This is a genomic window from Mesorhizobium sp. B3-1-9 (assembly GCF_006439595.1).
GTDB lineage: Bacteria > Pseudomonadota > Alphaproteobacteria > Rhizobiales > Rhizobiaceae > Mesorhizobium.
The window spans coordinates 34960-55854 of record NZ_VFTJ01000019.1 but is presented as its reverse complement, the minus strand read 5'-3'; the positions used below and the strand labels follow the sequence as shown (position 1 = coordinate 55854).

The window sequence follows — 20895 nt, the reverse complement described above, 5'->3', positions numbered from 1 at the left end:
AGTGATGACCGATATCTTTTCCCACGCGGGCGAAAAAGCCTGGGAGCCGACGGCGGACGGCAACCGACGGCGGGTGCTGGTGCACACCGATGAGTTGATGATGGTCGAGTTCGCCTTCGACAAGGGCGGCATCGGCGCGCTGCATTCGCATCCGCACGTCCAGGCAAGCTACATCGCCGAGGGCCGCTTCGAGGTCACCATCGACGGCCGGTCGGAGATCCTCGAAACAGGAGGCAGCTTCATCGTGCCGTCCAATCTCGTGCATGGCGTCAAGGCGCTGGAGGCCGGGCGGCTGGTCGACAGCTTCGCGCCCTGCCGGGCCGATTTCCTGGGCTAGATCGTGATGGCGTTTCGTTGAATCGCCGTCACGATCTAACTCTTTGTTGGAGCATGATCTTTCTCCGAAAAACCGGTTCCTACTTTTCGGGATCATGCTCTAGAGCGTTTCAGCGTTTCACGGAAACGCCGGACTGCACTGGAGCGGCTTCACGCCTTTCCGGGACCGGCGCGGCCGCCGCGTGGTCGCGGCAGCCTGCCGCGAGCAGGCGATGCGCGGCATCGAGTATGGCCCCGACCGGCGTGTCGGCGACATTGGCCGAACGGCCTCGCCTTGGCGCCGTGACGACCTCGACCCTGCTCGAAAGCGGTCGCCAGCGCTCCATATTGGCGCCGTTGTTGACGATCACCGCCGGCGTCATGACGGCGGCCAGAAGATGCGCCAGTCCGCCCTCCATGCCGATATAGGCGACCGCCATCTCACCCAGCGCCAGCAGGAGATCGTCGAAGCCTGCGACGTCCGGCGCGAGTTCCGGGCCGGCCACCTGGAGGCGACTTTCCCTGGCGACGAGAGCCTGCGGCGTCGGTCCGCTGCCGGGCGTCGCCAGATAGAGCACCCGGTAGCCGGCATCGATGAGATTGCCGGCGACGGCCACCACTTGATCTTCACTCATGCACTTCCTGGCCTGGGCATTGCCGCCAAGCAGGACGAGCGGACGGCCGCAACCGTCCCGCAACCGGCGCGCCCGCGCGCGGGCGGCGTCCGAAACATCGAGCCTGTGATCGAAAGGCAGATGCCGGCCCGCCAGGCGCTCGATGAGCCGGTGATAGCGCCAGGCATTGTGTTCCGGCCGCAGCGTCAATCGCGTGCCCCAGCGCAGCGACAGAAGATGGCCGGCAAAATTCGCTTCGTGGCGGATGCCCCGGCCCGCGAGTTGCAGAGCCGTGAGCATCAGGCCCGGCACGCCGGTCCGCAGATCGACGACGATGGCCTTGCGGCCGCGCGGCGCGAATTCGGCGAGGATGGCGGAAAGCGGCGTCTTCGTCCTGAAGTCATCGACGAGATGCGCGACATGCTTGCGCAACGCCTGCGAGAGCGATGAACCGCGCATGGCGCCGTAGACGACATGGCTTTGGGGAAAGGCCGTTCTTGCCGCACGCAGGGCCGGAATCCGCAGCAGGCCGTCGCCAAGCGCGTCGTTGCGGGCATAGAAGATCAGCACGGGCGCGGACGAATCCATCGTGACGGCGAATTCCATTGATGTGTGATGCCGCAGAAGCTGGATCGCAAGAATTCTTGCAAGAAAAATCAGCACCCCCGGCTGAAATCCCGCAGGAACATGCCTGGTTTCTTGTATAAGGAAAAGCTTGGCTTTGTCATCCCGCCGGCGGGGACCGGGTTGGCGATGTCAGGCTCGACATGGCCCGGGGGGTTCCGGCTTCGAACAAGGCTATTTCGGCCAATGAACCGAGGGCGGCTGGGGCCAAGTCGTTCCACGCGATGGGGGTGGATATGCCAAAACTCGGGGCGGCCGTCGGTTTTCTGATGGCCCGGTCAAGCAGGGAGCTTGATCGCCTTGTGACGGCCGTCAAAATTCGCTGGCGGTCGAGGCCGAATGCGTGGGCCGCGCGGGCCAACAAGATATTCATAGCCGGATGTGCGCGCAGCGGAACGACCTTGACGCAACGCGTCATGAAAAGCTTCGAGGATACTTTCGTCTGGCCGCCCGAGGCGCGGCACACGAAATTCTATCTGCTGGACCGCCGGGAAAACAATCTGGTCGTCAAGCGCGATTCCCGGGCCTTCGCCCACCTGGCAAAATTGCCTGCCGACATCGGTCTCGTCTATTGCGTTCGACATCCTTTGGATGTGCTCACCAGCGTGCATCCGCAGACCATGGAGGAACGCCGATTTCACACCACGGCGGACCGCTGGGTGCTGGAATACGATGCGCTGCTGAGCCTGAGAAAGGCGCAGCCGGTGCGCGATATTCTCTACGTGCGCTACGAAGACACGATCGCCGACCCGGACGCCGTACAACAACGGATCGCAGATCGATTCGGGCTCCGCCCGAGAGTGCCGGTGACCGGGGACGGGCAGGGCCCTATCCACGCACGCTCGCTGCGTAAGTGGGAGCGCAACGAAGACTATCGCGCCTATCTTCAAGGCCAGCTGTCACAGGCCGTTCTTGGACCCATGCATGCCTTCTGTCGCGAATTCGGCTACGACATGCCTGCCTGGACCGGCGCTACCGGGTGAAGCATTTCAGCGCTGCTGCAGCGCCAGGCGTATGCCGAGCGCGCAATAGATGCCGCCGACCGCCTTGCCCTGCCATTTCAGCACTGCCGGATTGCGGCGCAGTAAGGAACCCAAGCCGCCCGCGCTGACGGCGAAGACGACCGTGCTGAAGAGCCCGAGCAGGACAAAGATGATGCCCAGCGTCATCAGCTGCAGCACCACGAAACCGGATTGCGGGTGCACGAATTGCGGCAGGAAGGCCAGGAAGAACAGCGCGGTCTTCGGATTGAGCACTTCGGTCAGGATCGCCTGCCGGAAGGCCCTGCCCGCCGAGACGGGCAACGACCTAGCCGACGGATCGGCTGGCGCCTTTTCGAAAATGGCGCGGATGCCGAGGTAAACGAGATAGGCCGCGCCGATGTATTTGACGATGCTGAACAGCGTCGCCGAAGCGGCGATGACGGCCGAGATGCCGACGATGGCCATGACGGTGTGGATCACATCGCCCGCGGCGACGCCGGCGCCGGTGGCGATGCCGACCTTCGTGCCCGAACTCGTCGCCCGCGCGACCGTGAGCAGCGTCGCCGGCCCCGGGACGAAGACGAAGCCGAACACGACCGCGATATAGGTGATGAGCGTGACGGGGTCGATCATGCGAGGGTTCCTTTGCGCCAGCCGCCGCCCTTCATCGGGCGGCCTGGCGTCATAGCACCGCAGAACGGGCCGGCGAAACTCCGGCGGCGATGCCGGCGTCGCCGCGAAGCGGAACGGCCTGGCGGCCCGTCAGGCTTCGACGATTTCATCACAGCGTCCTCGCCTTGGCGGTGCGTGTTCGGGCAGGCCAGGCTTTGGCTTCCGTTTTAACGCACGCCGTTGTATCGAAACGACAAGGCCGAACGATGCCGGACCGGCCATCGTCAAAGCGCCTGCCGCGCGGCGGCGGCAGGATCAATCCTTGAAGGGGGCTGGCTTGGAAGAGCAAGCGACACGTGAGAGCCGGCGAAACCGGGCTGGAACGTGCAGGCTCCGCAACAGGCTGGCTGGCCGTCGGGATGGAACCGGCGACCGGAAGCAGCCCGCCGCATGATCGCGCAACCCGTTCTCACCGCAAAGCGGCATGGGCTCATCGTGACGCCAGACATGTTGCCCGGCGGCGATGGGATGAACATCAACGGACCGTCGCTGATCGGCATGCCCGACTGGGCGCCGGGGCGGCTCGGCGCCTATTATCTCTATTTCGCTGACCACAATGGCTCCTATATCCGCCTCGCTCACGCGGATTCGATCGAGGGTCCGTGGCGCATCCATCCCGGAGGGGTGCTGTCGCTCGATCAATGCCCCTTCATCGAAGGCCACATCGCGTCTCCCGACGTTCACGTCGATCGGCGCCAGCGTCGCTTCATTATGTATTTTCATGGACCGGCAAAAGGCAGGGAAGGCCAGATGACCTTTGCCGCGACATCCGGTGACGGCCTTCATTTCAATCCGCTTTCCGAGCCGCTCGGGCCATCCTATGCCCGGTTCTTCCACCACGGCCAATGGTGGTACGGTCTTCTCGGGACAGGGGCCGTCACCGTCTTCCGCTCCAGGACCGGCATCTCCGATTTCGAACGGGGTCCGGCCGTTCTTCACGGCATGAAGCGTCTCCCCGTCCCACGGCATCTGGCGCTGCAGAAATCCGGCCGCTGGCTGCGCGTCTATTACACGCGCAGGGGCGACGCGCCGGAACGGATCCTTCACGGCACGATCGATCTCGCCGAGGACTGGCGAAACTGGACGGTGCGGGGCGAGACCGAACTGCTGCGGCCGCAGATGGATTTCGAAGGGGCGGGCTTGCCGGTCCATCGCAGCCGGGAAGGCCCGGCCAAGGGCAAGGAGAACGCGTTGCGCGACCCCGCCATTTTCGAGGAGGACGGGCGAAGCTGGCTGCTCTACGCCGTCGCCGGAGAGAGCGGCATCGCCTTGGCCGAGATCATTTCGAGGGACGTCCCTGCCAAAGCAGTCCGGACGCCGGCGACCACTCTGCGGCGTGGCGCAAGACGGCTGTTCTGGCGCTTGCGCAAGGCTGCGCCCTGGCTGCCCTCGGCAATGACGTCTCGCAAAAGAATCTTCATTGCCGGCTGCGCCCGCAGCGGAACCACGCTCAGCCGTCGCTTGATGGGGTGCTTCGACGATATCTATGTCCATGCGGACGAAGCGCCCTACCGGACGCTGCTCGAACTGGATCGGCCCGAATTCAATCTGGTCGTAAAACGCACCTATGAGAGCCATAAGGACATCGAGCATCTGCCGGATTCGATCGGGTTGATCTATTGCGTGCGGCATCCTTTCGACGTGCTCACCAGCTCTCATCCGGAGACTGTGAACGAGCGGCGCTTTCATGTAACGACCGAGCGCTGGGAGGCGGAGTATGACGGATTGATGCGCCTTAGAAAGGCTCAGCCCGAAAGAGCCGTTTTCCATCTGCGCTATGAGGACTTGATCGCTGAACCCGATATCGTCCAGGGCAGGATCGCTCGGTCGTTCGGGCTTTCACCGGTCACCCTGTACAGCCGGGATGCGGACAATCCGATACGGCCGACGTCGCTGAAAAAATGGGAGCGCAATGAAGAATTCCGGACCTATCTGCGTGGCCTGCCGGCGGCGTTCCTCGCCCGCGTGGAAAGCTTCTGCCGCGAATTCGGCTACGACATGCCGGCCGATTGAACGCGGGAACGGCGCGGTGATGCCGGTACAGGCAGCGGGCCTGCGGGCCGAGGACCACAAGCGGCGCGTCCTGAAGGATGTGTTCGGCTTCGACGATTTTCGCCCGGGGCAGGCGAGCGTGATCGAGGCGTTGCTGGCCGGGCGCCATGTGCTGGCGGTCATGCCGACGGGCGCCGGCAAGTCGCTCTGCTACCAGGTTCCGGCGCTGGTCAAGGGCGGGCTCACCATCGTGGTGTCGCCGCTGGTGGCGCTGATGCAGGACCAGGTCGCCGCCTTGCGCCTTGCCGGGGTGGCCGCCGACACCATCAATTCCTCGCTCGACCGCGACGCCAATGTCGCGGCCTGGCGCCGCGTCGCGTCCGGACAGACGCGGCTGCTCTATATGGCGCCGGAGCGGCTGATGACGGAGCGGATGCTCGAAGCCCTGTCCCGGCTCGATATCGGCCTGATCGCCATCGACGAGGCGCATTGCATCTCGCAGTGGGGCCCGGCCTTCCGGCGCGAATATGAGGACCTGTCGCGGCTGCGCGGGCTGTTTCCGCAAGCGCCCATCATCGCGCTGACGGCGACGGCGGACGAGGCTACCCGCGCCGACATCGAAGCGCGGCTGTTTGCCGGGCGGGCCGAGACCCTGGTGCTGGGCTTCGACCGGCCCAACATCAAGCTGGCGATAGAGCCCAAGCAGGACAGCAAGCGCCAGCTGCTGCGCTTCATCGAGCGTCACCAGGGCAAGAGCGGCATCATCTATTGCCTGTCGCGCCGCAAGACGGAGGAAATGGCGGCCTTCCTGGACAGGAACGGCGTGCGCGCGCTCGCCTACCATGCCGGCATGAGCAAGGACGCGCGGGAGGCGAACCAGAACGCGTTCATGAGCCTCTCCGGCGTCGTCATGGTGGCGACCATCGCTTTCGGCATGGGCATCGACAAGCCCGATGTCGCCTATGTCTTCCACACCGACCTGCCCGGCAGCCTGGAGGCGTATTACCAGGAGATCGGCCGTGCCGGACGCGACGGCCGGTCGGCGGAAGCGCACATGCTCTACGGTGCCGGCGACATCCGCACGCGGCGGATGTTCATCGACGACGAGGACACCTCGCCCGAGCACAAAAGACGGGCGCATCGCCGGCTCGACACGTTGATCGGCTATTGCGAGACGGCGCAGTGCCGGCGCCAGGTGCTGCTCGGCTATTTCGGCGAGGAGGCGCAGGCCTGCGGCAATTGCGACAACTGCCTCGACCAGGCGCCGCGCGCCGATGGCGGGACGGAGGCGCGGATCATCCTCGCGGCTGTCGCGCAGAGCGGCGAGCGCTTCGGCGCCGCCCATGTCATCGACATCCTGCTCGGCCATGAGACCGAAAAGGTGTTGGCCAGGGGCCATCAGAAGCTCACCAGCTTCAAGACCGGCATCGTGCACAGGAAGCCGGTCTGGCTGTCGCTCATCCGGCAACTCGTCGCCGGCGGCTTCCTGGTGCCGGACCCCGACGGCCATGGCGGTCTCGCCATCTCGGAAGCTGGCCGCGCGCTCGGGCGTGGCGAGGTTGCGTTCGAGTATCGTGTCGAGGGCCGGGACCGTCTTGCGCGCGGCAGGAAGCGGGCCGCGCAGGGTTCCGCCATGGGCGGCGAGGGCGTGGACACTTCCTTGCTGACCGCGCTCAAGACGTTGCGGCTGCGGCTCGCCAAGGAACGCCAGGTGCCGGCCTATGTGGTGTTTTCCGACCGCACCCTGATCGACATGGCCGAGCGCCGTCCGCGCGACCTCGACGATTTCGCCGAAGTCAACGGCGTCGGTGCAGCCAAGCTCAAGGAGTTCGGGGAGGCGTTCTTGAGTGCGATCGCGGCGCACCCGTCAGAGAACTGACAAGACGTATATCTCAGCCTACTGCGCCGGAGTCTGCCGCTCAACCCACGCCTTGGATGGCCTGAACCATGGCATTTGCGGCTTCAACGGACTGGAGGCCAGCTTCGCGCACCAGCGTGCGCCAGGTGAAGAAGCTCAGCGCCACGCGCAGCATCGCTCGCTGGCTGCCGCCAAGGCCTTCGCCGAGCACTCCCTGGCAGGTCGCGAAATACGGGACGATGCTCGCCTCGACAGCCTCCCGGGTTGGCGGGTGATGTTCGGCGTCGCGCAACACGCTGGCCACCACGCTTTCATTGCGCTCGTACCATTCGTAGATCGCCAGCAGCGCGATTCGCATCCGTTCGCCTGGGTCGGCCACAACTCGCCACGGCTCCGGGCTCGGCAGCGGATGCGTCTCCATGTGCGTGCTCGAGCAGGCCTGCAGCAGGCTGCGCTCGTCGGGGAAGTGGGCGTAGAGCGTGTGTCGCTGAACGCCGGCACGCTCGGCGACCAAGCTGAAGGTCGTTGCTGCGGGACCAACGCTACCGTGCAGGTCGATCGCAGCTTCGACGATGCGCCGCCGGGTTTCCGCCTGCTGCTCGGCACGGCGTTTAAGGGTGTATTTGCGGGTCATGTATTTAAATGCACACGTATGTGCACCCATTGTTGACAGGGCTCTAATATTTCGCTACACACATATGTACTTCGATTTTGATCGAAGTCCAGCCCGGGATCAACCGGGAGAGGGAACGCAACCATTGTTTTGCAGGAGGTTCCATGGAAACGAAAATCGACGAAATCGCCGAGGGCATCTACCGCCTATCGACCTATGTATCGGACATCGCTCCGCCCGTCGGCTTCACCTTCAACCAGTTCCTGGTCATGGGCGATGAGCCGCTCATGTTCCACACCGGTCTGCGGAAGCTGTTCGCGCTCAACCGCGACGCGCTTGCCCGCATCATCCCGCCGGAGCGTCTTCGCTGGATTGGATTTGGCCATTTCGAATCCGACGAATGCGGCGCCATGAACGAGTGGCTCTCCGTTGCGCCGCAAGCAACGGCCGCGCACGGACAGACAGGCGTTTACGTGTCGCTCGACGATTTCGCGGATCGTGCGCCGCGGGTGCTGAAGGATGGCGAGGTGATGGACATCGGCGGCGGCAAGCGCGTGCGCTTCATCGATACACCGCACACGCCGCATGGCTGGGACGCCGGCGTCATGTACGAGGAATCGACCGGCACCCTGCTCTGCGGCGATCTGTTCACCCAACTCGGCAACGACCGCGCGCTGACCGAAGGCGATGTTGTCGGCCCGGCGATCGCCGCCGAGGATCTGTTCAAATACTCGGCACTCAATCCCGGCATGGGCACGACGATCCGCGAGCTTGCCAAGCTCGCGCCACGCACTCTGGCGCTCATGCACGGTCCGTCATTTTCCGGCGACGGGGCTGCGGCCCTGCGGGCCCTTGCCGACGACTACGACCGCCGTGTCTCGGCTCAGATGGCCGAAGCCATGCAGAGGCTGGCAGCATGAGCGCGCTCGTAAATGGTACAAAGACGGACTGCCGGATCACCGGCGTTTGCGGCCGTCGGGGGCGCACCTGCCCGCACGCCGGCTTCGTATGCCGCATCCTGCTTCGGGCTCAGGATGTCAGTCCTGCGAAGGGCGCCGCGCGAATGCGTAGCCTGAAATGAATGAGCGGCCTCCTTCGCCAAGGCTTCGGAGGCCATCTTCGCGAAGGATCGCCAATCAGCTGGCGAGGCAGCATTTCTTGAATTTCTTGCCGCTTCCGCAAGGGCACGGATCGTTGCGCCCGATGTCGCGCCAAGGGTTGGTGGCTGGAGTGACGCTGGAGAAGGCCCGGTCCAGCCATGAGGCTTGCCCACCCTCGTCCTCGTCAAGATCGAAATCGTCGTCGCCAAACTCTAAGCCGTCGTCATCGTCAAGGCCGCGGGTCCAATCCAGCGCCACAAGGACATCCTCGATATAACTCAGACTGGCGCGATCGAACCGGCCAATGTCGCCGGGTTGCTGCTCGGCTTCCCGCAGGTCGTTTTCGAAATCACTGCGTTCAAGCGCATCTTCCGGGATACGGCCCTCGTCCCAAGCGCTGTAGACAAGCGGAACGAGGTCTCGCAGGTCAAGCATCGCGATGGCTTGCAGCCAGCCGACCCACGCGTAATCCCAGTCGTCGGCAAGCCTCTCCCTGTAGAACCGTTCCACGAAATCCCTTGTCCGGTCGCGCTCGATGCGACCTTCCCAGGTTAAAAAGGTCACCGCGCCAAACGCCGCGTCGCGAATGAATTCGTCGGCGGAGCGGTCGGCAATGATGCCGAACAGCGCTTCGGCGTCGCCGTCGAACACGCCTACGATGATGCGCGACAAGGTTTCGGTTATGGCGTCGCCAAGCAGCCGGTCGGCTTCCTTCCCAGGGCGGCGCAGCAGACGCAGCAAAGGTTGGCATGCCTGGGTGTCACGGGCGCCGCCGAGGATATACACGCCCCTGAAGAGCAGCATCTCTTCATCGTCCGACAAAGGCTGTCCGTTGGCGGCGCGTTCAAGGACGGCGCGCAGCGCAGGCGCTGATTCTTCTATCCTGATCGTGCAGACCGCAATTGCGAGATTCGGCACCTCGCGTTCGGCCGCCACGGCATGGAGATAGCGGTCTATCGGATACAGCTCGAAGTCGCTGCTGTCGTCGGAAAGCAGCTTTTCCAAATCTTCTTTTTTCATCGCGTCCAGTCGCGTCGATGGAGCCCTGGCTAGGCGCCGTGCTATCGATTCCCCAGCCACACACTTGTGTCAATCATGAGAGCGACGATGAGCGAATACCAATACTACGAATTCCAGGCGGTCGATCGTTCCCTTAGCAACACTGATCGCCAGGTGCTTCGCGAGTTGTCATCGCGGGCGCGGATCACCGCCACAAGCTTCACCAATTTCTACGAGTGGGGGGATTTCAAAGGCGATCCGGACGAGCTCATGGAGCGCTGGTTCGATCTTCATCTTTATTGGGCCAATTGGGGTTCCCGCCGCCTGATGATCAAGCTGCCGGCCCGGCTGGTTGATCGGGATCGCGTGGACGCCTTCCTTGGAGCGACCGACGACGTCATGCTCAGGGTCGCTGGCGAGAACATCATTATAAGCATCGCGCGCGACGAGTTGGAGTTCGAGTACCTGGACGACGACGACTCAGGTTGGCTCTCGGCCTTGGCGCCGTTGCGGGCCGACTTGCTCGCCGGCGATCTTCGGCCTTTCTATCTGCTTTGGTTGATGGCTGTCGAAGCGGACGCGATTGAACCCGATGAGCCGGAGCCGATGCCGGGAATCGGGCCGCTGACCGAGGCGCTCGAAGCGTTCGCCGAGTTCTTCGGCATCGACCGCGATCTCGTCCAGGCGGCGGCTGAGCGAAGCGCGACAACGGGTCCCGATGGCGCGGCACCGGGTATCACCCGGCGGGTGGTCGCGGCGATGAGCGACATCGAGAAAACCAGTCTGCTCATGCGGGTTTTCAATGGCGAGCCGAATATGTCCGCCGAGTTGCGGGCCACGATTCGGGCACGTCTGGAACCCGAAACGACAATCTCGCCTGCCCCTTTGCGCACAGCTGCGGATCTGCAGGCGCGGGCCGAAGAAATCCGCCTTGCCCGCAAGCGCGCCGAGGCGGAGCTGGCGGAAGCGCAGCGGCGATTGCAAGCGGAAGCGGCTGAGAAGGCCCGCGATATCCGGGTCCAGGTCCTTCGCCAGCGGGGTGAAAATGTCTGGGAAGAGGTCGAGATCGAGATCGGGCGGCGCAACCCCGCCGGTTACGACAAGGCGGCGGCGCTCCTTTCCGATCTATTGGCGCTTGCCGAAAAACAGGGCAGCACCGAGGATTTCCGTCTCCGGCTTCAGTCGCTCCGGGAGCGCCACGCAGGGAAGGGGCGCTTCCTCGAACGCCTGGGGGCGCTGGGATAGGTCTTGCAAGGGAGCCGGCTAACGCCAAAGGCAGACCTTGACCTCATTTCCAACATAGCAAGCGCCTTCGCGGTGAAGCTCTCCCCAATCTTTTCCCTCGCCGTGCGTGTCGCGAACATCCCCGTTCGCATAGCCTGCCCAGGAATCGCCGTCCTTGTAGACGACGGCCCAGTAATCCTTGGACATTTCGCCCGCCCCGCTATGCGTGTCGGGATAGTCGATGCCGGCAAAGACCTGATGAGGTCCCTGGATGTTGAAATCGCCGCCCTGCTCGATCTGATAGGAGCATCTTCCGGAGATGCGGGTCTCACCCTGAACGACAAGCAGGCAGCGGCCCCATTTGTAGCCGCTCGGCAAACGATGCTGTGGTTGCGCATGCGAAGGCGAAACGGAAAAAGCAATTGCCAGGGCAGCCGCAATGGTTCGACCAGTCAACAGCCGATCCGAAGAGCGACCGGACACCGTTGGATTCCGCCCAGAGTGCATGTCGAACGATCCTTCGCAGGATGATCCCCTGAGATATATTATCGACCATGGTCGGATTTCTGGCACGCGTATGTGTGCTGCTTCACGACCCGGGTATGGATCGATCGAAACGCGTTGGTCCGGACTCGAGGCGTTTTAAGTCGGGCGATCCCAGCCCTCCTTCGCTAAAGCTTCTGAGGGCATCCTGCTTCGCGCGGAAGACTGCGCTGATCCCGCGAAGCTCGGAGAGCGAAGCAGGATGGCGGAGAGGGAGGGATTCGAACCCCCGATACCCTTGCGAGTATGCCGCATTTCGAGTGCGGTGCATTCGACCACTCTGCCACCTCTCCGCGAGGTCATGGTCGGCCGTTGCCGGCGCGGCGCACTAGATAACGGCTGACCGTTAGAGTTACAAGGCCCTATTCGACCGATTTCCAGCTTCCGCGAAAAGCGGCGGAGAGGGGACGGGCCGATATTTGCCGGCAACGTCGCTCAATGTATCTCCAGGGGCGGCCCGCTTGCCTTGACTCCGGCGCAACCTTCGGTTAGGGACAGCCCGCATTCGGCGTGGAGGCTCTTCCGCGCCGCTTGTTTTTTGAACCCGCAGACTGACAAAAAGACGGCCGAACCGCTTGACGCGGTTCATCGAGGCCGACCGAACAGCGAAAGGCAAAAAATGTTCGCAGTCATCAAAACGGGCGGCAAGCAGTATCGCGTCGCCGCCAACGATCTCCTGAAGATCGAGAAACTCGAAGCCAAGGTCGGCGATATCGTCGAGATCGGCAACGTGCTCGCGCATGGCGAGGGCGAGAATGTCACCTTCGGCGCACCGTTCGTCGATGGCGCTCTGGTCACGGCGGAAGTCGTCGAGCAGGGCAAGAACCGCACCGTCATCGCTTTCAAGAAGCGCCGCCGCCAGAATTCGCGCCGCAAGATCGGCCACCGCCAGCTTCTGACCACCGTCAGGATCGCCGAGATCCTGCTGGGTGGCGCCAAGCCGTCGAAGAAGGCCGCCGCCAAGCCGGAAGCCAAGGCCGAGGCAAAGGCTCCCGAAGCCAAGGCGGAAGTCGCCGCCGAGGCGAAGGCCGAAGCCGCGCCGAAGGAGCCGAAAGCCAAGAAGGAACCCAAGGCAGAGGCCGCTCCGAAGGAGGAGGCTAAGGCCGAGACCGTCGCCGCGCCGCTGTTCAAGGCGCCGAAGGGCGAGCCGGACGACCTGACCGTGATCAAGGGCATCGGCCCGGTCGCGGCGAAGGACCTCGCCGAGCAGGGCATCGTCACCTTCGCGCAGCTCGCCAAGCTCTCCGACAAGGATGTCGCCAAGATCGACGAGCACATGCCGTTCAGCGCCGACCAGATCAAGGACTGGCGCGAGCAGGCCAAGGAACTGGCGAAGAAGTAATTCTTCCGGCGACGATCGTCGCCGGTACGGGACTTGAAACGGAACGCGAACGCGTTCATAAGACCATTCAAGCGCCTCAGGGCGCATCGGAGTTAGTCAAATGGCACACAAGAAAGCTGGCGGTTCGTCGCGCAATGGTCGCGATTCGCACTCCAAGCGTCTGGGCGTGAAGAAGTTCGGCGGCGAAGCCGTCGTCGCCGGCAACATCATCATCCGCCAACGCGGCACGACCTGGCATCCGGGCACCAATGTTGGCATGGGCACGGACCACACCCTTTTTGCGCTCGACGCCGGCGCAGTCACCTTCAACAAAAAAGCCAACGGCCGAACCTACGTATCGGTGAACCCGATTACCAAAGCAGCGGAGTAGCCGGTTCCGCACCATAACACCGGCGCCCATCTCGGGAACCGGTGTCTGGCCAGGCCAGGAAAAGGATCAGGAGAGATGGGCTTGCCCTCTCTCCTTTTTCATTTTTCTTTGCCCTGGAGGACTAAATGGTTGCCGAAGCGGAAGATACCGAAGACGAAAGTTACGCGATCGATTGCCCGGTGCTGGCCACCGAGCGGCTGGTCATGCGCGCCCCGCGCGAGAGCGATCTCGAGCAACTCGTCACGCTTGCCGACAACCGGCATGTCGCCGAAATGCTGGCCCGCATGCCGCATCCCTACGGCGAAGCCGAGGGCCGCACCTTCCTTGCCATGGCGGCGTCGCGCCGCGCCGGCATCGTCTATGCGCTCACCCTTGCCGGCACCGGCACCTTCGTCGGCTGCGCGGGCTTGAACACCACCGATCGCGGACTGGAGCTCGGCTACTGGATTGGCGAACCCTACTGGAAGCGCGGTTATGCGACGGAGGCCGCGCATGCGCTGGTCGACCTCGCGTTCCAGAACACTTCGATCCAGGTGCTGCATGCCTCGACCCGGGTGATCAATCCGGCCTCGCGCCGGGTCATCCACAAATGCGGCTTCCAGTATGCCGGCCAGGGCATGCTGAACTCGATCGTCGCCGGCCAGGTGCCGGTCGAGCGCTACCGGCTCGACAGGAAGACGTGGACCAGTCTGCGCAACTGGGTCCACTTCTAGGCATATTGAAATTCAGGTGAGGCCGGCCTGCAAATGCCGGCTTCCTGCGCTTCCGGTGCTCACGTACTTTAAGTACGCTCCGCTCCGGTTCTCGGTAGCCATCATTTTCGGCTCGGCCTGACCTGAATAGCAACACGCCTAGGCGTCGGCGCTCGAAGGCGACTCAGCCCAGTTCGGCCCAGAGCGGCAAATGATCGGAGCCGACGGCTTCCCGGTCGGACCACAGGCGCTGCAGCGACTTGGCCAACGAGGCGCTGGTGAAGACATAGTCGATGCATTTGTGGCGGCTTTTGTCGCCGGGGCGGTCGGGGTCGACCCAGGTGACGAGGTCGGCGACGGCCAGGCGCTGGGCGACGTCGACGGCGAGATCGGCGGTCAGCGGCATGCCGAACTCATGGTCCGGCCGGCCGGCGAGTTCGATATATTCCGGCGAGCCCGGCAGCATGTTGAAGTCGCCCATGACGATGAAGGCTTCCGGATAGGGCAGGTCCGGCAGGCCGATCTCGGGAATGCCCGACAGGCCGCCGCCTTCCAGCGCATAGTTCAAGAGGCGCTGGCGCAGGAAACGGATCTGGCCCTGGCGCTCGACCGGGCTGCGGTGGTCGAGATGGGTGGAATAGAAGCGGATGAAGCCGAGCGGCGTCTCGATCAGCGCCTCGAGCGCGCCGCGCTGGAAGTTCATTGTCTCGAGGCTGCGGCTGCGCGGCAAAAGGAGATTGCGCGACAGATGGATGGGCGTCTTCGACAGCACCATGTTGCCGAGCTGGAAACTGGTCGAGACGGCGCGGCCGTTCTCCAGGCGCGAGCCGATATTGACCTCGAAATTGCTGCCATAGGCGGCAAAATAATCGGGCAGCGCCTCGCCGATCTCGGCCACCATGTCGCGATCGCCGTTGCGCGGATTGTTGCGGGTCACCTCCTGCAGCGCGATCACGTCGGCACCGCGTACCGCATCGGCGATGCGGCCAAGATCGTATTTGCCGTCGAGGCCGATGCCGAACTGGATGTTGTAGGTGACGACCTTCATTCGAGCATTTCCCCAACCCTGGCTCGCGAACAGTGCTACTGCGTCCTTTGCAAAAGAGCATCAGGCGCTTTAGTCGCAAAACAGCCTCGCCCTTCGTCCCGCCTTGGTTTAGAGCAATCCCGCAAGGCCACCAGCAGAAACTTGAAACGCAGATGAAATTCCTCGACCAGGCAAAGGTTTACATCCGCTCCGGCGATGGCGGCGCCGGATCGGTGTCGTTCCGGCGTGAAAAATTCATCGAGTTCGGCGGACCGGACGGTGGCGACGGCGGCCGCGGCGGGGATGTCTGGATGGAAGCGGTCGACGGGCTGAACACGCTGATCGACTATCGCTACCAGCAGCATTTCAAGGCCAAGACCGGCATGCACGGCATGGGCCGCAACATGACGGGCGCCAAAGGCGCCGACGTGACACTGAAAGTGCCGGCGGGCACGCAGGTCTTTGCGGAGGACAATGAAACGCTGATCTGCGACCTGACGATCGTCGGCCAGCGCTTCCTGCTCGCCAAGGGCGGCAATGGCGGCTTCGGCAACCAGCATTTCAAGACCTCGACCAACCAGGCGCCGCGGCGCGCCAATCCCGGCTTGCCCGGAGAGGAGCTGAACATCTGGCTGCGGCTCAAGCTGATTGCCGACGCTGGCCTGGTGGGCATGCCCAATGCCGGCAAATCGACCTTCCTTGCCGCCGTCACCGCCGCCAAGCCGAAGATCGCCGACTATCCTTTCACCACGCTCTATCCCGGCCTCGGCGTCGCCCGCATCGACGGCCGCGAATTCGTGCTCGCCGACATCCCCGGCCTGATCGAGGGCGCGCATGAAGGGGTCGGCATCGGCGACCGTTTCCTCGGCCATGTCGAGCGCACGCGCGTATTGCTTCACCTGGTCTCGGCGCAGGAGGAAAATCCCGGCAAGGCCTACAAGACCGTGCGCGCGGAGCTCGATGCCTATGGCCATGGGCTGACCGACAAGGTCGAGATCGTCGCGCTCAGCCAGGTCGATATCCTCGACGCGGATCAGCGCAAGAAGAAGGCCGCCTCGCTGAAGCGCGCCGCCGGCCGCGCGCCGCTGCTTGTCTCGGCCGTCACCGGCGAAGGCGTCGAGGCGGTGCTGCGCGCGCTGATGGCGGTGGTCGCGGAAGCGCGCGATGCCGTTCCGGCTCCTGTCGACACGCGCTGGCGATAAGACCCATGAAATCACTGAAATCATACCGGCGCATCACCGTGAAGATCGGTTCGGCGCTGCTCGTCGACCGCGCGACCGGCCTGAAGCGCGACTGGCTGACCTCGCTTGCCGACGACATTGCGGCGCTTGCCAATACCGGCGCGGAAGTGCTTGTCGTCTCCTCGGGAGCCATCGCGCTTGGCCGCACCATTCTCGGCCTCGGCAGACGCGCGCTGAAGCTCGAGGAGAGCCAGGCCGCCGCCGCCGTCGGCCAGATCGCGCTTGCCGGCGCCTGGTCGGACGCGCTCGGCAAGGACGGGCTGAAGTCGGGCCAGATCCTCTTGACGCTTGGCGACACTGAAGAACGCCGCCGCTACCTCAACGCGCGCGCGACGATCTCGACCCTGCTCAAGATGAAGGCGGTGCCGGTCATCAACGAGAACGACACGGTGGCGACGTCGGAAATCCGCTACGGCGACAACGACCGGCTGGCGGCCCGAGTGGCGACGATGATGGGCGCCGATCTCTTGGTGCTGCTTTCCGATATCGACGGGCTCTACACGGCGCCGCCGGCTAAGGATCCACAAGCAAAATTCATCCCCGTGGTCGACCGCATCACGCCGGACATCGAGGCGATGGCGGGCGTGGCCGCATCCGAGCTGTCGCGCGGCGGCATGCGCACGAAACTCGACGCCGGCAAGATTGCCAACGCCGCCGGCACCGCCATGATCATCACCTCGGGCACCAGGCTGTCGCCGCTGATGGCGATCGAGCGCGGCGAGCGCGCGACCTTCTTCAAGCCGAGCGCCAATCCGGTGAAGGGTTACAAGACCTGGATCGCCGGGCAGCTCGAGCCGGCAGGCCGGCTCACGGTCGATGCGGGCGCCATCGGCGCGCTCAAATCGGGCAAGTCGCTGCTGCCGGCGGGCGTTAAACTGGTCAGCGGCAATTTCTCGCGCGGCGACACGGTGGCGATCCTGTCGCCCGAGGGCCGCGAGATCGCGCGCGGCCTTGTTGCCTATGATGCCGCCGATGCCGTAAGGATCGCGGGCTTGAAGACGGCCGAGATCGAAAACGTGCTCGGCTACGAGGCGCGCTCGGCGATGATCCATCGCGACGACCTTGTGGTAAGCGTCGGCGGCGACCAAGTATTGGCCGACGACTAGAGCATCGGCCGACGACCGAGCGGAGGGATGAACCATGCTGAAGCTGCATGAAAAATCCGGCGAAGACACCGTGGCGCTGATGGCCGATATCGGCCGCCGCGCCCGCGCCGCCGCGCGACCGTTGGCCGTCGCTTCCACCAAGGCCAAGAATGCCGCGCTCGTCGCCATGGCCGATGCCATCCTGCGCAACGAGCAGGCGATCCTCGACGCCAACGCCATCGACATGTCGAATGGCGGGCAGGCCGGGCTGTCGGGCTCCTTCATGGACCGCCTGAAGCTCACCCCCTCGCGCATCAAGGCGATGGCCGACGGCATAAGCGAGATCGCCGCGCTCAAGGATCCGGTCGGCGACGTCATCGCCGAATGGGATCGGCCGAATGGCCTTCATATCGAGCGCGTGCGCACGCCGCTCGGCGTCATCGGCGTCATTTACGAAAGCCGCCCCAACGTGACGGCGGACGCCGGCGCGCTTTGCCTCAAGGCGGGCAATCCGGTGATCCTGCGCGGCGGCTCGGATTCGAACAATTCGTCGTCGGCGATCCATGCCTGCATGGTCGAAGGGCTGAAGGCCGCCGGCCTGCCGCAGGATGCCATCCAGCTGGTGCCGACCACCGACCGCGCCGCCGTCGGCGAGATGCTCAAAGGTCTCGGCGGCAGTCTCGACGTCATCATCCCGCGCGGCGGTAAAAGCCTGGTCGGGCGCGTGCAGAACGAGGCGCGGGTGCCGGTCTTCGCGCATCTGGAAGGCATCTGCCATCTTTATATCGACCGCTCGGCCAAGCTCGACATGGCGGTGAAGATCGCCGTCAACGCCAAGATGCGGCGCACCGGCGTATGCGGCGCCGCCGAGACCTTGCTGGTCGACCGCGCGGTGGCCTCCACGCATCTGGTGCCGATCCTGGGAGCGCTGCGCGCCGCCGGCTGCGAGATCCACGCCGATGCCGAGGTGACGGAAGCGTTCGCCGACGCTAGCCCGGCGACCGATGCGGACTGGGTGACGGAATATCTCGACGCCATCATCGCGGTGAAGCTGGTCGACGATGTCGCCGGCGCGATCGAGCACATCGAGACCTTCTCGTCGCACCATACCGAGGCGATCGTCGCCGAGGATGCGCAGGCGGTCGAGAAATTCTTCAACGAGATCGACTCGGCGATCCTTCTGCACAACGCCTCGACGCAGTTCGCCGATGGCGGCGAGTTCGGCATGGGCGCCGAGATCGGCATCGCCACCGGCAAGATGCACGCGCGCGGGCCGGTCGGCGTCGAGCAGCTCACCTCATTCAAATACCGCGTGCGCGGGTCTGGACAGGTAAGGCCTTGACGCTTGCCGCTAGAGCTTGAGCCTTTGCGCCAAGGCCCCCCCCTCTGGCCTGCCGGCCATCTCCCCCTCAAGTGGGGAGATTTGCAGCTTCGGCGCCGGCGCTCGGCTTGCAACGCCGGCGATTGGCGAAAGCATAGGCAACATCTGATCTCTCCCCTTGAGGGGGAGATGGCCGGCAGGCCAGAGAGGGGGGCCTAGCACCATGCTTTCGTCCCTTCAGCCCATCGTCCCCGCCCGCTACCTCCGCATGCCGCACGCCGCCAAGGGGCTGACCGTCGGTCTGTTCGGCGGTTCGTTCAACCCGCCGCATGCCGGTCACGCGCTGGTCGCCGAGATCGCGCTGAGAAGGCTCGCGCTCGACCAGCTGTGGTGGATGGTGACGCCCGGCAATCCGCTGAAGAGCGCGCGGGAACTGGCGCCGCTCGCCGAGCGCATCGAGCTGTCCGAAAAGATCGCCAGGAATCCGAGGATCAAGGTCACCGCGTTCGAGGCGGCGCAGCACGTGCGCTACACCGCCGACACGCTTGCGCTGGTCAAGGCGCGAAACCCGGGCGTCGATTTCGTCTGGATCATGGGCGCGGATAGCTTGCGCGACTTCCACCGCTGGCAGCGCTGGCGCGAGATCGTGCTGACTTTCCCGATCGCGGTCATCGATCGCCCGGGCGCCACGCTCTCCTTCCTGTCGTCGGTGGTCGCCAAGACCTTCGACTATGCCCGCGTCGACGAGGGCGACGCGCCGCTGCTTGCCCGCATGCCGGCGCCGGCCTGGACTTTTATCCACGGTCCGCGCTCCTTGCTGTCCTCCACCGCGATCCGCAAGGCGGCAAGGGGGTAAGCGCCCTCCTTCTCGCGCAGGGGAAGAAGGTAAGTCCGGCCATGTCGCTTTTGCGGCGGCTTTTTGCCTGTTCGTAGGCCAAGTTTGCGTGGACATGCTGAAGCAGAATCAATCCGCGAACGATCCCAGCCGCGCCGCGCGATCGGCGCCGCTGATCGCCATTGCCAGCGTCATCGTGTCGATGGCGCTGATCGCAATCGGCAACGGGCTGATGTTCGCCTATATCCCGGTGCGGCTCGGCGCCGACGGTTTCGACCCGACCTGGGCCGGGCTGATCGTCACCGGGCTTTCGGCCGGCGGGCTTGCCGGCTGCATCCTGACCGGGCCGCTCGTCAAGCGAGTGGGCCACGCCCGCGCCTTCATGGTGCTTTCGGCGCTGATCGCGCTTTCCAATGCCGCGATCGGCGCCGGGCCGATCCCGTTGCTCTGGATCGCGGCCCGGGCGCTCTACGGCTTCGCCATTTGCGGGCTGTTCATCGTCGCCCAGAGCTGGCTGAACGACGCCTTGCCGAATTCGATCCGCGGCCGGATCATGGCCGTGTTCTACGTCGCCTATATTGGCGGATTGGGCGTTGGATATGCGACGCTCGCCGCGATCGACATCCATACAGCCGCCGCCGCGCTGATCGGCATCACCTTTACCGCGCTTTCCATTCTGCCGGTCGGCATGACGCGGCTTGCCCAGCCGCCGGCGCCGCAGGCCGCGTCGGTGGCGCTTCGCCGCGCCTGGCGGATCTCGCCGGTCGGCGTCGCCGGCATGCTGGCGGTCGGCGGCTTGTCGATGATCGTTTCCGGTTTTGCGCCGATCCATGCCACCGCCAAGGGCTACAGCCAGGCCGACGTGGCGCTGCTGTTGTCGGCGATGCCGGTCGGCACGCTGATCCTGCAGATCCCGCTCGGCTGGATTTCCGACCGTACCGACCGCCGCTACGTGCTGGCGGGCGCGGCGGCGCTCGCGACCGTCGCCAGCGTGCTCGCCATCGTCTTCGACGGCGGCGCGCTGATGGCGCTGGTGGTGATCTATCTCATCTGGGACGGGGCGTCGGAATCGATCTACGCGCTCTCCAGCGCGCATGCCGCCGATCGCGCCGGCAAGGACGAGCTTCTGGCGCTGTCGAGCTCGATGCTGTTTGCCTGGTCGCTGGCCGGCTTCATCGTGCCGGGCATCGTGACGGCGCTTTCCGCCGTCTTCGGCACCGCGACCTTCATCTATGTCGGCATCGTCATCGCATCGGCCTTCTGCCTGTTCGTGCTGTGGCGCGTGATGGCCGGCCGGCCGACGCCCGCGGCCACAAGCGGCAGTTTCGCGCCGATGTCGGCGCAGACGCCCTTGCCGGTGGAGCTAGCCTTCGCGCCGGACGAGCAGCAGCGACACGTCAAAGATTGACAAGCTGCGCATCTTCGCGACTTTTTGGCCCAAATTC

20 protein-coding genes and 1 tRNA gene are annotated in these 20895 nt (G+C 64.5%); 14 read left to right on the top strand and 7 right to left on the bottom strand.

What is annotated here, in order from left to right; translation table 11 throughout:
* The first annotated feature begins 4 nt into the window (after window positions 1-4).
* Window positions 5-337 carry a cupin domain-containing protein gene (locus FJW07_RS25500; protein WP_181182716.1) on the top strand — a complete coding sequence of 111 codons (333 nt, stop codon included), beginning with the start codon at window positions 5-7 and terminating at the stop codon, window positions 335-337.
* A gap of 109 nt (window positions 338-446) precedes the next feature.
* Here FJW07_RS25500 and FJW07_RS25495 read toward each other — a convergent pair whose 3' ends face one another.
* Window positions 447-1535 carry a glycosyltransferase family 9 protein gene (locus tag FJW07_RS25495; RefSeq protein ID WP_140859219.1) on the bottom strand — a complete coding sequence of 363 codons (1089 nt, stop codon included), beginning with the start codon at window positions 1533-1535 and terminating at the stop codon, window positions 447-449.
* A 254-nt stretch (window positions 1536-1789) separates the two neighbouring features.
* On the opposite strand from FJW07_RS25495, the gene FJW07_RS25490 reads away from it, so the two are divergent.
* Complete coding sequence (locus FJW07_RS25490; RefSeq protein WP_181182715.1) at window positions 1790-2536, top strand: sulfotransferase; 747 nt, start codon at window positions 1790-1792, stop codon at window positions 2534-2536.
* Between the two features lie 6 nt (window positions 2537-2542).
* Here FJW07_RS25490 and FJW07_RS25485 read toward each other — a convergent pair whose 3' ends face one another.
* A complete protein-coding gene (locus FJW07_RS25485; RefSeq protein ID WP_140859218.1) occupies window positions 2543-3169 on the bottom strand; it encodes a LysE family translocator in 627 nt (208 codons plus the stop codon).
* A 429-nt stretch (window positions 3170-3598) separates the two neighbouring features.
* Here FJW07_RS25485 and FJW07_RS32145 point away from each other — a divergent pair, with 429 nt between their 5' ends.
* Together FJW07_RS32145 and recQ are read left to right on the top strand one after the other, a co-directional pair.
* The gene (locus tag FJW07_RS32145; RefSeq protein WP_246680866.1) at window positions 3599-5221 is read left to right on the top strand and encodes a sulfotransferase; all 1623 of its coding nucleotides are present in this window, start codon (window positions 3599-3601) and stop codon (window positions 5219-5221) included.
* Between the two features lie 19 nt (window positions 5222-5240).
* Window positions 5241-7079 carry a DNA helicase RecQ gene (recQ, locus tag FJW07_RS25475; protein WP_140859217.1) on the top strand — a complete coding sequence of 613 codons (1839 nt, stop codon included), beginning with the start codon at window positions 5241-5243 and terminating at the stop codon, window positions 7077-7079.
* Window positions 7080-7119: 40 nt separating this feature from the next.
* Here the strand turns inward: recQ and FJW07_RS25470 are convergent, their stop codons facing one another.
* Complete coding sequence (locus tag FJW07_RS25470; protein WP_140859216.1) at window positions 7120-7692, bottom strand: TetR/AcrR family transcriptional regulator; 573 nt, start codon at window positions 7690-7692, stop codon at window positions 7120-7122.
* A gap of 143 nt (window positions 7693-7835) precedes the next feature.
* On the opposite strand from FJW07_RS25470, the gene FJW07_RS25465 reads away from it, so the two are divergent.
* A complete protein-coding gene (locus tag FJW07_RS25465; protein ID WP_140859215.1) occupies window positions 7836-8591 on the top strand; it encodes an MBL fold metallo-hydrolase in 756 nt (251 codons plus the stop codon).
* Between the two features lie 216 nt (window positions 8592-8807).
* Here the strand turns inward: FJW07_RS25465 and FJW07_RS32140 are convergent, their stop codons facing one another.
* Window positions 8808-9791 carry a DUF1186 domain-containing protein gene (locus FJW07_RS32140; RefSeq protein ID WP_246680865.1) on the bottom strand — a complete coding sequence of 328 codons (984 nt, stop codon included), beginning with the start codon at window positions 9789-9791 and terminating at the stop codon, window positions 8808-8810.
* Between the two features lie 87 nt (window positions 9792-9878).
* Here FJW07_RS32140 and FJW07_RS25455 point away from each other — a divergent pair, with 87 nt between their 5' ends.
* Window positions 9879-11015, top strand: coding sequence for a hypothetical protein (locus FJW07_RS25455; protein WP_140859214.1), 1137 nt, complete (start codon window positions 9879-9881; stop codon window positions 11013-11015).
* An 18-nt stretch (window positions 11016-11033) separates the two neighbouring features.
* Here FJW07_RS25455 and FJW07_RS25450 read toward each other — a convergent pair whose 3' ends face one another.
* Both FJW07_RS25450 and FJW07_RS25445 read right to left on the bottom strand, forming a co-directional pair.
* The gene (locus tag FJW07_RS25450; protein ID WP_140859213.1) at window positions 11034-11477 is read right to left on the bottom strand and encodes a hypothetical protein; all 444 of its coding nucleotides are present in this window, start codon (window positions 11475-11477) and stop codon (window positions 11034-11036) included.
* 263 nt (window positions 11478-11740) lie between these two features.
* Window positions 11741-11830 (bottom strand) — tRNA-Ser (locus tag FJW07_RS25445).
* Between the two features lie 326 nt (window positions 11831-12156).
* Between FJW07_RS25445 and FJW07_RS25440 the strand changes: the two genes are divergently transcribed.
* From FJW07_RS25440 to FJW07_RS25430, 3 genes are all read left to right on the top strand, one after another.
* The gene (locus FJW07_RS25440; RefSeq protein WP_140704452.1) at window positions 12157-12879 is read left to right on the top strand and encodes a 50S ribosomal protein L21; all 723 of its coding nucleotides are present in this window, start codon (window positions 12157-12159) and stop codon (window positions 12877-12879) included.
* 100 nt (window positions 12880-12979) lie between these two features.
* Window positions 12980-13249 (top strand): 50S ribosomal protein L27, encoded by a 270-nt coding sequence (rpmA, locus tag FJW07_RS25435; RefSeq protein WP_140646513.1) that lies wholly within the window; start codon window positions 12980-12982, stop codon window positions 13247-13249.
* Between the two features lie 125 nt (window positions 13250-13374).
* Complete coding sequence (locus FJW07_RS25430; protein WP_140646514.1) at window positions 13375-13962, top strand: GNAT family protein; 588 nt, start codon at window positions 13375-13377, stop codon at window positions 13960-13962.
* A 163-nt stretch (window positions 13963-14125) separates the two neighbouring features.
* Here FJW07_RS25430 and FJW07_RS25425 read toward each other — a convergent pair whose 3' ends face one another.
* On the bottom strand, window positions 14126-14989 hold the full coding sequence (locus tag FJW07_RS25425) for an endonuclease/exonuclease/phosphatase family protein (RefSeq protein WP_140782941.1): 864 nt from the start codon (window positions 14987-14989) through the stop codon (window positions 14126-14128).
* Window positions 14990-15141: 152 nt separating this feature from the next.
* Here FJW07_RS25425 and obgE point away from each other — a divergent pair, with 152 nt between their 5' ends.
* The 5 genes from obgE to FJW07_RS25395 all read left to right on the top strand — a co-directional run bounded on the left by obgE (window position 15142) and on the right by FJW07_RS25395 (window position 20858).
* Window positions 15142-16170 carry a GTPase ObgE gene (gene obgE / locus FJW07_RS25420; RefSeq protein ID WP_140859212.1) on the top strand — a complete coding sequence of 343 codons (1029 nt, stop codon included), beginning with the start codon at window positions 15142-15144 and terminating at the stop codon, window positions 16168-16170.
* 5 nt (window positions 16171-16175) lie between these two features.
* Window positions 16176-17315: a glutamate 5-kinase gene (gene proB / locus FJW07_RS25415; RefSeq protein ID WP_140859211.1), complete on the top strand. Its 1140-nt coding sequence runs from the start codon at window positions 16176-16178 to the stop codon at window positions 17313-17315.
* Between the two features lie 34 nt (window positions 17316-17349).
* The gene (locus FJW07_RS25410; protein ID WP_140859210.1) at window positions 17350-18636 is read left to right on the top strand and encodes a glutamate-5-semialdehyde dehydrogenase; all 1287 of its coding nucleotides are present in this window, start codon (window positions 17350-17352) and stop codon (window positions 18634-18636) included.
* Window positions 18637-18883: 247 nt separating this feature from the next.
* Window positions 18884-19471 (top strand): nicotinate-nucleotide adenylyltransferase, encoded by a 588-nt coding sequence (locus tag FJW07_RS25400; RefSeq protein WP_140659741.1) that lies wholly within the window; start codon window positions 18884-18886, stop codon window positions 19469-19471.
* Window positions 19472-19565: 94 nt separating this feature from the next.
* Window positions 19566-20858 (top strand): MFS transporter, encoded by a 1293-nt coding sequence (locus FJW07_RS25395; RefSeq protein WP_140859258.1) that lies wholly within the window; start codon window positions 19566-19568, stop codon window positions 20856-20858.
* Window positions 20859-20895 lie beyond the last annotated feature (37 nt).

Bases quoted from the DNA above. Each gene is read 5' to 3' on its own strand.
- FJW07_RS25500 (WP_181182716.1), top strand. From the start codon at position 5: ATGACCGATATCTTTTCCCACGCGGGCGAAAAAGCCTGGGAGCCGACG.
- FJW07_RS25495 (WP_140859219.1), bottom strand. From the start codon at position 1,535: ATGGAATTCGCCGTCACGATGGATTCGTCCGCGCCCGTGCTGATCTTC.
- FJW07_RS25490 (WP_181182715.1), top strand. From the start codon at position 1,790: ATGCCAAAACTCGGGGCGGCCGTCGGTTTTCTGATGGCCCGGTCAAGC.
- FJW07_RS25485 (WP_140859218.1), bottom strand. From the start codon at position 3,169: ATGATCGACCCCGTCACGCTCATCACCTATATCGCGGTCGTGTTCGGC.
- FJW07_RS32145 (WP_246680866.1), top strand. From the start codon at position 3,599: ATGATCGCGCAACCCGTTCTCACCGCAAAGCGGCATGGGCTCATCGTG.
- recQ (WP_140859217.1), top strand. From the start codon at position 5,241: ATGCCGGTACAGGCAGCGGGCCTGCGGGCCGAGGACCACAAGCGGCGC.
- FJW07_RS25470 (WP_140859216.1), bottom strand. From the start codon at position 7,692: ATGACCCGCAAATACACCCTTAAACGCCGTGCCGAGCAGCAGGCGGAA.
- FJW07_RS25465 (WP_140859215.1), top strand. From the start codon at position 7,836: ATGGAAACGAAAATCGACGAAATCGCCGAGGGCATCTACCGCCTATCG.
- FJW07_RS32140 (WP_246680865.1), bottom strand. From the start codon at position 9,791: ATGAAAAAAGAAGATTTGGAAAAGCTGCTTTCCGACGACAGCAGCGAC.
- FJW07_RS25455 (WP_140859214.1), top strand. From the start codon at position 9,879: ATGAGCGAATACCAATACTACGAATTCCAGGCGGTCGATCGTTCCCTT.
- FJW07_RS25440 (WP_140704452.1), top strand. From the start codon at position 12,157: ATGTTCGCAGTCATCAAAACGGGCGGCAAGCAGTATCGCGTCGCCGCC.
- rpmA (WP_140646513.1), top strand. From the start codon at position 12,980: ATGGCACACAAGAAAGCTGGCGGTTCGTCGCGCAATGGTCGCGATTCG.
- FJW07_RS25430 (WP_140646514.1), top strand. From the start codon at position 13,375: ATGGTTGCCGAAGCGGAAGATACCGAAGACGAAAGTTACGCGATCGAT.
- FJW07_RS25425 (WP_140782941.1), bottom strand. From the start codon at position 14,989: ATGAAGGTCGTCACCTACAACATCCAGTTCGGCATCGGCCTCGACGGC.
- obgE (WP_140859212.1), top strand. From the start codon at position 15,142: ATGAAATTCCTCGACCAGGCAAAGGTTTACATCCGCTCCGGCGATGGC.
- proB (WP_140859211.1), top strand. From the start codon at position 16,176: ATGAAATCACTGAAATCATACCGGCGCATCACCGTGAAGATCGGTTCG.
- FJW07_RS25410 (WP_140859210.1), top strand. From the start codon at position 17,350: ATGCTGAAGCTGCATGAAAAATCCGGCGAAGACACCGTGGCGCTGATG.
- FJW07_RS25400 (WP_140659741.1), top strand. From the start codon at position 18,884: ATGCCGCACGCCGCCAAGGGGCTGACCGTCGGTCTGTTCGGCGGTTCG.
- FJW07_RS25395 (WP_140859258.1), top strand. From the start codon at position 19,566: ATGCTGAAGCAGAATCAATCCGCGAACGATCCCAGCCGCGCCGCGCGA.